The organism is Segatella albensis DSM 11370 = JCM 12258, from assembly GCF_000426565.1.
In the GTDB taxonomy this organism is placed as follows: domain Bacteria; phylum Bacteroidota; class Bacteroidia; order Bacteroidales; family Bacteroidaceae; genus Prevotella; species Prevotella albensis.
This window is the reverse complement of record NZ_AUFP01000001.1, coordinates 288,142-300,659: the sequence shown is the minus strand read 5'-3', so window position 1 is coordinate 300,659 and position 12,518 is coordinate 288,142. Positions and strand designations below refer to the sequence as shown.

Here is a 12,518-nt window from a genome sequence, read left to right as displayed (position 1 = left end):
AAGTTATTTTCCTTTTACGATTTTCTTAATCTCGTTTAGTTTGTTCAATGCCTCTACAGGGGTCAAATTATTTATATCCAAACCAAGGATTTCATCTCTGATCTGTTCCAGCACGGGATCATCCAACTGAAAGAAACTCAACTGGACACCATTGTCTACCTTCTGTAGTTTCTCCTTCGTCGATGGTTTACCGACCGAACCAACACCCTCATTTTCTGCCTCCAGTTGCTTCAAAATTACATTGGCACGTTTCACAATACTTCGAGGCATACCGGCAATCTCAGCCACGTGAATACCAAAACTATGCTCACTACCACCCTTCTCCAGTTTACGGAGGAATATCACTTTACCATCTATCTCCTTAACACTCACATTATAATTCTTGATGCGAGCAAAGAGTTTCTCCATCTCATTCAATTCATGATAGTGAGTGGCAAAAAGTGTGCGAGCCCTTGATTTCTCATGTTCATGTAAATATTCCACAATAGCCCAAGCTATTGAAATACCATCATAGGTAGAGGTACCACGACCCAATTCATCAAATAATACTAAACTCTTCGGCGTAACATTATTTAGAATATTCGCAGCTTCCGTCATCTCCACCATAAATGTAGATTCACCTAAAGCAATATTATCCGAAGCTCCTACACGGGTAAATATCTTATCTACCAAACCAATTCTTGCACTTTCAGCAGGAACGAAACAACCTATCTGTGCTAATAACACGATCAATGCAGTCTGACGCAAAAGAGCTGATTTACCAGCCATATTAGGACCGGTAATCATCATTATCTGTTGTTTTTCCGTATCCAGATACACATCATTGGCAACATACTTCTCCCCTATTGGCAACTGTGTCTCTATCACAGCATGTCTTCCTTTCTTGATATCTATCACATCACTATTATCAACGACTGGTCGTACATATTGATTTTCTTGTGATATCTTGGCAAAACTCAACAGGCAATCGAGATGAGCCACCAGATTGGCATTAATCTGAATCTGTGGGATAAATTCCTGCATATCAGCTACCAATTCATTAAAGAGTTGTGCCTCCATAGAGAGAATTTTATCATCTGCACCTAAGATTTTCTCTTCATATTCTTTTAGTTCTTGTGTGATATAACGCTCAGCATTCGCTAAAGTCTGTTTACGGATCCATCCCTCAGGAACTTTATCCTTATAGGTATTTCTCACCTCAAGATAATAGCCAAAAACATTGTTAAATCCTATCTTCAGACTTGAGATTCCGGTCTGCTCTATCTCACGATTTTGAATTTCCATGAGATACTGTTTTCCATGATCACGGATAGATCTTAAATCATCAAGTTCCTTACTATATCCAGGAGCTATCACATCACCCTTATTGACAAGCTGAGGAGGGTCTGGTTGAATTTCCTTATTTATTCTATCACGAATACTCTCACACAGATTCAACCGTTCTCCCAATCGTTTCAAGGCATCGTTCTTCGCATATAGACAAGCCGACTTTACGGGTTGAATAGCCGCCAATGCATTTTTCAACTGTACAACCTCACGAGGCGAAACTCTGCCTACAGCTACTTTTGAGATGATACGTTCCAAATCGCCCATGCGATGAAATTCATCATCTATAACCTGTCTGAACTCCGGTTCTTTAAAGAAATACTCTACAATTTCAAGTCTGCTCTGGATAGGATTTACATCTTTCAATGGAAAAATCATCCATCTTCTGAGCATACGACCACCCATTGGAGTCACCGTTCTGTCTATTACATCCAACAGACTTCTACCATCTTCCTGCATAGGAGCAATTAGTTCCAAACTGCGGATGGTAAACTTATCCAGTCTTACATATTTCTCCTCCTCTATACGAGCAAGCGATGTGATATGATTGATATGAGTATGCTGGGTGAGTTCCAAATACTGCATGATAGCACCACTCGCAATGATACCATTCTTAAGATGCTCCACGCCAAATCCCTTCAAACTCTTTGTCTGGAAGTGTTTCAGCAGTTTCTGCCTTGCAGTTTGTTCGGTAAATACCCAGTCATCCAGTTCAAAGGTACAGAGCTTATTACCAAAGTATCTGTCAAAGTCAGCTTTCTTTGCACGATCATAAAGGACCTCCTTCGGCATGAAGTTACCGAGAAGTTTTTCTACATAGTCATAAGTACCTTCACCCGTGAGAAACTCTCCTGTAGAAATGTCCAAGAAACTTACACCACATGCACTTTTACCAAAATGGACAGCAGCAAGGAAATTGTTTTCCTTGTAATTGAGCACATTATCTCCCATGGCCACACCTGGTGTCACAAGTTCTGTGATACCACGCTTCACCATCTTATCCATCTCGCTTAGACCCTTCTTTCCTTTTATCATCTCACGCTTCTTCTTTGGGTCTTCCAATTGGTCACAGATAGCAACACGTTTACCTGCACGTATCAGTTTCGGCAGATAAGTATCTAGCGCGTGATGTGGGAATCCAGCCATTTCAGCACTACCAGAATTACCACCATTGTTACGCCTTGTCAACGTAATACCAAGAATTCTACTAGCTTCTATGGCATCCTCACAATATGTCTCATAAAAATCTCCACAACGAAAAAGCATCAGTGCATCAGGATGCTCAGCCTTCATACTGAAGAATTGTTTCATCATTGGGGTTAACCCACTCTTATCTTTCGCCATTTTATAATTACTTTTTGCAGGATACAAGTATGCAAAATTACTCAAAATCAATCATTTATACAAATAATTAAAATATTTTTAAAAAAATCATTGCAGATTAATATTTTATTTCTTAAATTTGCATTTGGACAATAGTGCGTAACTATCATGAGCATTAAGAGAATCTTCATATTGGTTTTCATCTATACAACTACTCTAGTCACACAGGCACAAATTGCCGACTCTTGTCGAGTTGCTTTCCGTTTTCGTCCGGGACAGGATATGTTTTGGGAGATGTACGGTTCTAATAAAAACGGACTAAAAAAAATTCTTTCTTGTATTGATAAGCATAAACTTAAAGATGGTGCTATCAAGGTAGTTGGCTATAGTGATGGCGATATCTATGAAAATATGCGTAGATGTAATCGCGTAAAGACTGCACTTATTACTCGCAAGGGGATCAAAGAGCGTCACTTCAAAACCTATAATCTTACAGAAACTTATCATGGCGTGAATAACATCGTTCTCGTCGATTTCTGTCGTGTCGTTAATCATACTGGCATTAAGATTCCTTATCGTGATGATTCAGAATATGAAGGGCACGATGTTCAACTCTCTATATATCAGCCTACTCTATTCAAGAATTCTTCCGATACTATTGTACATCCGAAGTACGATACCATTCGGAGTGATAAAACTACCATTCCAAAGATATCACGACCTATACAACTTACTCCACACATCGCAGAATCAACAGAGGTTTCTACTCATGGAGATAGTATCTACATTACATATACCCCTCTATTTGCTATAAAATCCAATTTACTATACGATGCTGCTTTGGCTCCAAACATAGAATTGGAAAGATGGATAGGTCGCAAGCAACAGTTCTCTATCATGGCAGAGACATGGTTTCCATGGTACAGATGGCATAATAACGAAAGATCATACGAGGTATTCTATGCAGGAGGTGAATTACGTTGGTGGTTCAACCGTAACCACAAGCAGAATAACATATCCTCTCGACCTCTTACCGGTCATTTCCTTGGTGCATATGCCGGTGGTGGTCTTTACGATTTAGAATGGGATGCCAAGGGCCATCAAGGAGAATATTTCACGACAGGACTTACTTATGGATATGCCTGCCGTCTCAAACGGAATTTCAACCTTGAATTCTCTATTTCCGCAGGTTATGTCGGTGGGCCATATCGTAGTTACGAAGCTCATTGCAACAATAAAATGCTAGTATGGCGTAAGAATTCTAATTTCAGTTATTTTGGTCCAACAAAAGCAAAAGTCAGTTTAGTGTGGATTCTTGCAACTCATAAAAAAGAAAGGAGGTAAACCATGAGAAAGCTATTTTTCTCCTGCTCTTTGGTTTTTACCATAATTTTTTGCATCACGGCACTAACTTCATGCGATGAAGAAAGTTTCATCAATCGACGCAATGTTTATAAGTTTAGTGAAATCAATGCAAATTTCAGTGTGGATGTAGACTGGATGACCGATTTTGGTTCTCTCCCTACTGGTATGTCCGTATTTACGTATGGAGAAAATACAGGTGTAAAAAGTGAGATCACCAACAGCGTAAATACGATAGACCTCAAACGCCCTGTCGACAACTATCGTCTACTGATATTCAATCTTACTCCAGATGAGTTCAGTACACTCAGTTTCCACAACACCCAAAATATAGACTCCTTTTATGTCAAACTTAACCCACTCACCCAATATGTGAATGGAAAGTGGGATCAAGGAGTTGAATACATGTGTGACCCTGAACCTTTCGCTTTTGCCTACGATACAATAGAAATAACCAAAGACATGGTTGAATCCTCTTATTGTAAGGCTTTCCAAACAGAAGATTGCGATGAATGTTCTGATTCCATTGTATATGTTTACAAGGAAATACCTCAGCCCATGGCAATCAAACTGGAGATTCGTATTCGTACTAATGGCATCACCAATCTGAAGAAACTAGCTGGTAGTCTTTCAGGACTGGCAGACGGATATATGCCAGGAGTACAACACAATACGACAGAAAGCGGTATACACTTATTGGATGATTGGAAAATAACATTAGATTCCGTGGGCGCTACTAACGGATGGGTATCTACCGTCATTACTACTTTCGGTCTTCCTCACGGCACTGAAGATGTCACAGAACGAGACAGTTCTCTCAACCGTCTTACCCTCAACTATACTTTGCGTGACAAATCCACCCTCACTCTTTCTTTCTGTGTAGGTGATATGTTCTCATATGCAGATGCCACCCGTGCGATAGCAATACCAGCAATGCAAAACCTTGAGTTAATCATCAATACAGATATTGACGAGAACGACCCAAGCGGTGAAGAAAAGCCTCGACCTCGCTTTATAATACCAAAACTTCCAGATGTAATTCCTGTCGATGATGATGACGGAAGTGGTAGCGGATTCGATGCCGAAGTAGATAAATGGGAAGAAGGAGGCGACATAGATATCGGCCTATAAAATTCTCCGCTCAAGCGAAAACATTAACTTACCAAAAATAAAAACATGCGATTAAATTTAACTTTGTTAACCTTATGCATCATGGCAACAATGCTAATAGGATGCAATAAGGATTCCGACCTTGAGAACGGAATAAATGTTAATAAATACAATATTAAGAATAGTTTACCAATCCTCACTATTACGGAAAATAACAATAGTAACAGTAATAGTGAGAGATTTTATTATGCAAAACTTCGAGTAAACTTCAGAGTTAAAAACAATATGGGTAATATCATCGAACAAAGTAATCATAATACAATGGTATCGGTATCAAATATTAAAGTCACAGCAGTAAAAGATGATCAGGTATTACATCATGAGGAAAGTCTCTCTGCCGACAGCAACAGAATTGCTGTGTTTATCTTATCTGGTGATGCCACTATCAAGATAGAAACCACTTATCAGATACGTACACTTGACCATCATTTACAGAAAGGATACAGCGAAATCAAAAGTACTATCACCAAGACTTTTAAGTCTCGTAATTTCATTGCTGGAAACAATTATGAGATAAACGTCATACTAAACCTTGAAAACATGCAATTTTCCGGTGAGGTAAGTGGATGGAACTAATACCTCAGAAATTCCGGACAGACAGAATAAAGAACTAATTAAAATATAAACTATGAATAATAAATTTGAGAATTTATTGATTTTGTTTCTGCTATCAGCATCCATAGCTTTTGCACAAAAGAAATCAACAAATCTGTATCTATCACTCGATCAATTTCCAAATGCCGTAAATTATCTTCCTGCTCCCCCTGACACGGCATCACTTTCGTTTGTTGATGACTTCAACCAGTATCTATGGGGAAAGACTCAAAGAAACAACCCTAAACGTGTAGAGCAAGCTCGCTTTGGAGCCGTATGGGACCTCGACAGCACATTGGTTTATTTCAGTAGTGCCTTTGGAATGACCATCACCAAAGAGCGTACACCCAAACTCTATCACTTGGTCGAAAAATACCTGAATTCTACCTATCAGGCTGTTACCAAGGCCAAGAAATATTATTTCCGTCGTCGCCCTTACGCACAATTCAACGAACATACCATCTACCCTATGGATGAAGAGGATCTGCTTCATGATGGTTCCTACCCTTCCGGCCATACCAACCGAGGCTGGTGTTTGGCACTACTACTTAGTGAAATCAATCCAACCCGCCAAGATACGATTATTTCGTGTGGTTATCAGTATGGTATCAACCGTGTTATAGCCGGATTTCATTGGCAGAGCGATGTAGATGCAGCCTTCACGGTAGCTGCCGCTGCCTATGCACGCATACATGCCGACACACAATTCTGTAAGGACTTAGAGTCTGCAAAGAAAGAATATATCAAGATATCGAAAACACAAATAAACAATATCCCTAGTAGCAACGGATTTCTTCCTGTTGATCAATATGCTTCCGTCCGAAAGTTTATGCCTGCTCCTCCAGATACCATGAATATTCGTATATTCAAAGACTATTATGGCTACTGGCAAGGCAAGGGGTTGAGAACCGAAAGAGGCTCACAGGCAATTACAGATGCTGCAGCGTGGGCAAAAGATATTGCAACCAACTATTCTAAGGCTTTCGGTAGTACGATAAACAAACAGACTTTGCCAAAACTATTGACTCTCATGGAGAAAGTAAGCAATGATCTCTACGCAGTGGGGAAATTTCTCAAGAACCAGTCTTTCCGTAAGCGTCCTTATGTGCGCTTTGGCGAGGGTACTATTATTCCTTCAGAGGAAGCAAGTCATATCAAGAGTAGCTCCTACCCTTCTTATCATACCTTAGCTGGTTGGATGGATGCTTTGTTGTTGACAGAGATCAACCCTACACGCAGCGAAGAAATTCTGAAGCGTGGTTTTGATTATGGACAGAGTCGTGTCATAGCCGGTTATCACTGGCAGAGTGATGTAGACGCTGCAAGAATTCAGGCATCCGTAATGTTTGCCCGTCTGCATGCTGTTCCTGAATTTGTCAAGGAATTAGATGCTGCCAAAAATGAATATTCAAAATTCCTTGCAACTTCAAATTCTAAATAAAAGATGACGCTTCTGCGTTCTAAACATAATGCCCTCACACATTTTTTTGTCTAAGATGTATGAGGGCATTTTATCAAAAATAAATAATAAAGATTACCGTACTTTAAAGTCGTTCAGAGCATAAAGTTTCGTGGTATTCTTGTTCTCGACCTCGATACTTGGATTCGTTATATAAACATACTCTTTAAACTGTTTACCAGGTACACAAGCGCGGAATTTAACGATATACGAGCCACTTGTCTTGAAATGACCAAGCAACTGTTCACCACCATTTGGTACTGTATTTTTGAAAATACGATATAATCTCGAAACTTCGCCCAAATTAAGCATCTTTTAATTATTCTTAGCACATCATCAAAAAAATGTTTTCTACTAATTCACCCTACTATTATTTTTCTTACCTTTGCAATATAATACAGATAATAACTAAAAAGACGATGATTTTATTAAATGTCATGGGAATCCATAATTATGTTTTACTAATTATATTCACAATTGGTATTATAATGGTTGCATATTCTCTATTTGAATCCTGTTAATTTAAACTTTACCATGGAAATGTTAAAAATTAATTGACAAGATTTTTGCTTCATCTAGAGTATGCGACAATCGTCAAAACTCGAAAAAGGTCGAAAAATGATTCACAAAAGATTGGATTTTTGAACGCAGTTAACTTCATCGACTTACGTAGTTAACTTCGTAAACTCACACGAATAGGTGTGTAGCCTTATGTAGTTAACTGAATAAGCCGATATTTCCAGTATATTTCAAAGATATATGCAGGCATAAAATTACAACTCTCTGATAATCACCAAATTACATTTTACTCATATTTTCAATATTCATAATCAACCTGTCTTTAATTTTAAATTCGCGAATTATGAGCACCTTTTATCGATGAAAAATTAAGGAATTTAATGTTCGTTAAACATTTCTGAATTCAACTGTCATTTGTCATCTGTCACCCCTACCCTATGATTCATCAAGTTGCCACTTTATCTGAATCTTGTAAACAATTATACGGGTATTCGAATACAATAAAGAAATTTCGCCATTCAACATATTTGCGATATATTGAATGGCGAAAAAATAAATGATCAGAAAAACTATTCTTCTACGGCCGAAAAATCTTCTTTACCGACACCACATACAGGGCACTCCCAGTCATCTGGAATACTCTCAAAAGGTGTCCCTGGCTGTATACCACTATCAGGATCGCCCTTTGCCGGATCATATACATATCCGCAAACATTACATACATACTTCTTCATAATGTCTTGTTTTTTATAAGTTAATAAAATGCTTACTTTAGATTATTATGATCTCAAGTCGTTGCAAATATAATTTTTAAAACCATACCCTCCAAGGAATTTCCTATTTATTATTTTGCTATCTCGCTATTTTATAGTAATTTTGCGGTTTGAACGCGTGTGCGTTCTTCTTTATATAAGAAAACAAAACAAATAATATAGATTCAAATGGATTACAACTTCAGTGAAATCGAAGAGAGATGGCAACGGGAATGGGTCAAGAACAAGACCTATAAGGTTGTCGAAGACAAGAACAAAAAGAAATTCTACGTACTCAACATGTTCCCTTATCCATCAGGTGCGGGTCTTCATGTAGGTCACCCTCTAGGATATATCGCCAGCGACATCTATGCTCGCTATAAACGACTGAAAGGTTTCAACGTGCTCAACCCTATGGGTTATGATGCCTATGGCCTTCCTGCAGAACAGTATGCTATCCAGACTGGACAGCACCCTGCCATCACGACAGAAGCAAATATCGCCCACTATCGTGAACAGCTCGACAAGATTGGCTTCTGCTTCGATTGGGATCGTGAAGTTCGTACCTGTGACCCTAAATATTATCATTGGACTCAATGGGCTTTCCAGAAAATGTTCAAGGAGTTCTATTGCAACGATTGCAAGAAAGCTCAGCCTATCGAAAAGTTGATAGAACATTTCGAGAAAGAGGGTACCAACAACCTGAATGTCGCACAGAGCGAAGAACTCGAGTTTACTGCTGATGAGTGGAAGGCTATGAGCGACGTCGAGAAACAGAAAACGCTGATGAACTATCGTATCGCTTATCTTGGCGAAACTGTAGTAAACTGGTGTCCTGGACTAGGAACTGTATTGGCCAACGATGAGGTGGTAAATGGTGTCTCTGAACGTGGCGGATATCCTGTTGTTCAGAAAAAAATGCAGCAATGGTGTCTCCGTGTAAGCGCTTATGCTCAACGCTTGCTGGATGGACTCGACACCGTAAAGTGGAGCGATTCTATTACCGAAACTCAGAAGAACTGGATTGGTCGCTCTGAAGGTACTGAGGTTCAATTCGCTGTGAAGGATAGTGATGTTAAGCTTACGATCTTCACCACACGTGCAGATACCATGTTTGGTGTCACCTTCATGGTTCTAGCTCCGGAAAGTGAATATGTAGAACAGGTAGTAACAGCCGAACAGAAAGAAGAAGTAGAGAAATATCTCGACTACGTGAAGAAACGTACCGAACTGGAGCGTATGTCAGACCGTAAGGTTACCGGTGTTTTCTCTGGTAGCTATGGCATCAACCCATTCACAGGTGAAGCTATTCCTATATGGATTTCAGAATATGTCTTGGCCGGTTATGGTACAGGAGCTATCATGGCTGTACCAGCACACGATAGTCGTGACTATGCTTTTGCCAAGCATTTCAACTTGCCTATCATCCCGTTGATTGAGGGGGCTGATGTTAGTGAGGAAAGTTTCGATGCCAAAGAGGGTATCGTCACCAATTCTCCTGCTGCAGGAAAACAAGGTATGGATGGCTTCAGCCTGAACGGTCTCACCGTAAAGGAAGCTATCGCAGCCACTAAGAAGTTTGTTACCGAGAAGGGAATAGGTCGTGTTAAAGTAAACTATCGTCTTCGCGATGCTATCTTCTCTCGTCAAAGATACTGGGGTGAACCATTCCCTGTATATTACAAAGACGGTATGCCACAGATGGTTCCAGAGGAGTGCTTGCCACTGGAATTGCCTGAAATCGACAAATATGAACCTACAGAGAGCGGTGAACCACCATTGGGCCGTGCTAAGAAATGGGCTTGGGATGCTGAGAAGAAACAAATTGTTGATAAGGAATTGGTAGACAACAAGACTGTTTTCCCTCTCGAACTTTGCACAATGCCAGGTTTCGCTGGTTCAAGTGCTTATTATCTGCGCTATATGGATCCTAAGAACGACGAGGCTCTCGTTAGCAAGGAAGCTGACGAATACTGGCAGAATGTGGATCTCTATGTAGGTGGTACAGAGCATGCTACAGGTCACTTGATATACAGTCGTTTCTGGAACAAGTTCTTGTTTGATAACGGTATAAGCTGCCAAGAAGAACCTTTCCATAAACTTGTAAACCAAGGTATGATTCAAGGTCGTTCTAACTTTGTATATCGCGTAAATAGCGACGATCACAGTAAGGCACCGGTCTTTGTATCTAAGGGATTAAAAGATCAATATGATACAACTCCTATCCATGTATGGGTAAACTTGGTAAAGAATGATATCCTTGATACTGAAGCTTTCAAAAATTGGCGCCCAGAATACAAAGATGCAGAATTTATCCTTGAAGATGGTAAATATATATGTGGATGGGCTATCGAGAAAATGTCTAAATCTATGTACAACGTAGTAAATCCAGACGACATCATTGCTGAATATGGTGCTGATACTCTTCGTCTATATGAAATGTTCTTAGGTCCTGTAGAAGCAAGTAAACCTTGGGACACCAACGGTATCGATGGTTGCTTCCGCTTCCTGAAGAAGTTCTGGAATCTATTCTGGGAAAAGAATAGTGACCAGTTGGCTGTAAACGATGAAGAAGCAAGCAAGGACAGTTTGAAGAGTGTACACAAGTTGATTAAGAAGGTAAGCGAGGATATCGAGAAATTCAGTTACAACACTTCTATCTCTGCCTTCATGATTGCAGTAAACGAATTGGGTCAGCAGAAATGCCACAATCGTCAACTTCTGCAGGATATGGTAGTGCTGATAGCTCCTTTCGCTCCTCATATCGCTGAGGAACTCTGGCACGCATTAGGCAACGAGGGTAGTGTCTGCGACGCACAATGGCCAAGCTATGATGAGAAATATCTGATAGAAAGTGAAATGCAACTTACCATCAGTTTCAATGGAAAGGCTCGTTTCCAAATGAACTTTGCAGCCGATGCTACAAACGATCAGATAGAGAAAGCTGTATTGGCTGACGAAAGAAGTGCTAAATACATCGACGGAAAGGATATCCTGAAAGTGATCGTAGTACCTAAGCGAATCGTAAACATCGTATTGAAAAAGTAATAATTATCTGTATGATAAAAACACTGAATAAACAGGAATACTGGAATGAGGCAAAGGATTATATCTATATAACCCTCGGCCTCATGCTGTACACCTTCGGATGGACAGTTTTCTTATTGCCATATAAAATTGTAACAGGTGGCATCACGGGTTTGTCGGCTATCATCTTCTATGCTACCGGCATTGAAATCTCTTTTTCGTATTTTATCATCAATGCCTTACTGCTGGTAATGGCACTGAAAATACTGGGATTAAAATTCCTAATGAAGACCATTTATGCAATCTTTATGCTTTCATTCCTGTTGTGGGCTGCTCAAAGGATGGTGACAGGGCCTCATGGTGAAATGCATCAAATACTTGGAGCAGGACAGGAATTTATGTCGCTCGTCATTGGATGTATTATGACGGGTACTTCACTGGCTATCGTATTCTTGCATAATGGTTCTACGGGGGGTACTGATATTATTGCTGCATCGGTAAACAAATATCATAACTTCTCGCTGGGTACGGTATTGATCGCTGTCGACCTATGTATCATCGGTTCCTGTATCTTCATCCCTAATTTCGGTGCTGACTTTCTTACCCGCGCTCACACTGTAGTTTTCGGCTTATGCACTATGGTTGTAGAAAACTTTATGCTCGACTACGTGATGAACGTGCGAAGGGAGAGTGTACAGTTTATGATTTTCAGTCATAAATACCAGGAAATTGCTGATGCCATCGGTACACAAATGGATCACGGTGTAACCATTCTCGATGGTCATGGTTGGTACACAGGAAACGACATGAAGGTACTGTGTATTCTGGCAAAGAAGAACGAAAGTCAGACAATCTTCCGACTGATCAAGATGATAGACCCTAATGCTTTTGTATCTCAATCTGCAGTAATTGGTGTCTATGGTGAGGGATTCGATGAAATGAAGGTAAGAATCAAGAATACCAAGAAATTGGAAAAGAAAGAGTAA

The 12,518-nt window shown here is 39.8% G+C and carries 9 protein-coding genes; 6 read left to right on the top strand and 3 right to left on the bottom strand.

Annotated elements, in window-relative coordinates:
• Positions 1–3: 3 nt before the first annotated feature.
• Positions 4–2,670, bottom strand: a complete 2,667-nt coding sequence (gene mutS / locus K333_RS0101350) for a DNA mismatch repair protein MutS (protein WP_027452241.1) — start codon at positions 2,668–2,670, stop codon at positions 4–6.
• 147 nt (positions 2,671–2,817) lie between these two features.
• On the opposite strand from mutS, the gene K333_RS12605 reads away from it, so the two are divergent.
• From K333_RS12605 to K333_RS12600, 4 genes are all read left to right on the top strand, one after another.
• On the top strand, positions 2,818–3,993 hold the full coding sequence (locus K333_RS12605; RefSeq protein WP_024990146.1) for a DUF3575 domain-containing protein: 1,176 nt from the start codon (positions 2,818–2,820) through the stop codon (positions 3,991–3,993).
• Between the two features lie 3 nt (positions 3,994–3,996).
• Positions 3,997–5,142 (top strand): DUF5119 domain-containing protein, encoded by a 1,146-nt coding sequence (locus tag K333_RS0101340; RefSeq protein WP_024990145.1) that lies wholly within the window; start codon positions 3,997–3,999, stop codon positions 5,140–5,142.
• A gap of 81 nt (positions 5,143–5,223) precedes the next feature.
• On the top strand, positions 5,224–5,757 hold the full coding sequence (locus tag K333_RS0101335) for a hypothetical protein (RefSeq protein WP_024990144.1): 534 nt from the start codon (positions 5,224–5,226) through the stop codon (positions 5,755–5,757).
• Positions 5,758–5,809: 52 nt separating this feature from the next.
• Entirely contained in the window at positions 5,810–7,216 is a 1,407-nt protein-coding gene (locus tag K333_RS12600; RefSeq protein WP_081657174.1) for an acid phosphatase, read from the top strand.
• Between the two features lie 93 nt (positions 7,217–7,309).
• On the opposite strand, the gene K333_RS0101325 is transcribed toward K333_RS12600, so the two are convergent.
• Together K333_RS0101325 and rd are read right to left on the bottom strand one after the other, a co-directional pair.
• A complete protein-coding gene (locus K333_RS0101325) occupies positions 7,310–7,546 on the bottom strand; it encodes a hypothetical protein (protein WP_024990143.1) in 237 nt (78 codons plus the stop codon).
• A 776-nt stretch (positions 7,547–8,322) separates the two neighbouring features.
• Entirely contained in the window at positions 8,323–8,487 is a 165-nt protein-coding gene (gene rd, locus K333_RS12820) for a rubredoxin (RefSeq protein WP_081657173.1), read from the bottom strand.
• A gap of 207 nt (positions 8,488–8,694) precedes the next feature.
• Here rd and leuS point away from each other — a divergent pair, with 207 nt between their 5' ends.
• Together leuS and K333_RS0101310 are read left to right on the top strand one after the other, a co-directional pair.
• Complete coding sequence (leuS, locus tag K333_RS0101315) at positions 8,695–11,553, top strand: leucine--tRNA ligase (protein WP_027452240.1); 2,859 nt, start codon at positions 8,695–8,697, stop codon at positions 11,551–11,553.
• Between the two features lie 11 nt (positions 11,554–11,564).
• On the top strand, positions 11,565–12,518 hold the full coding sequence (locus tag K333_RS0101310; RefSeq protein WP_027452239.1) for a YitT family protein: 954 nt from the start codon (positions 11,565–11,567) through the stop codon (positions 12,516–12,518).

Excerpts from the sequence above, each read along its gene's own strand:
- rd (WP_081657173.1), bottom strand. The coding sequence starts at position 8,487 with ATGAAGAAGTATGTATGTAATGTTTGCGGATATGTATATGATCCGGCA.
- leuS (WP_027452240.1), top strand. The coding sequence starts at position 8,695 with ATGGATTACAACTTCAGTGAAATCGAAGAGAGATGGCAACGGGAATGG.
- K333_RS0101325 (WP_024990143.1), bottom strand. The coding sequence starts at position 7,546 with ATGCTTAATTTGGGCGAAGTTTCGAGATTATATCGTATTTTCAAAAAT.
- K333_RS12600 (WP_081657174.1), top strand. The coding sequence starts at position 5,810 with ATGAATAATAAATTTGAGAATTTATTGATTTTGTTTCTGCTATCAGCA.
- mutS (WP_027452241.1), bottom strand. The coding sequence starts at position 2,670 with ATGGCGAAAGATAAGAGTGGGTTAACCCCAATGATGAAACAATTCTTC.
- K333_RS0101340 (WP_024990145.1), top strand. The coding sequence starts at position 3,997 with ATGAGAAAGCTATTTTTCTCCTGCTCTTTGGTTTTTACCATAATTTTT.
- K333_RS12605 (WP_024990146.1), top strand. The coding sequence starts at position 2,818 with ATGAGCATTAAGAGAATCTTCATATTGGTTTTCATCTATACAACTACT.
- K333_RS0101335 (WP_024990144.1), top strand. The coding sequence starts at position 5,224 with ATGGCAACAATGCTAATAGGATGCAATAAGGATTCCGACCTTGAGAAC.
- K333_RS0101310 (WP_027452239.1), top strand. The coding sequence starts at position 11,565 with ATGATAAAAACACTGAATAAACAGGAATACTGGAATGAGGCAAAGGAT.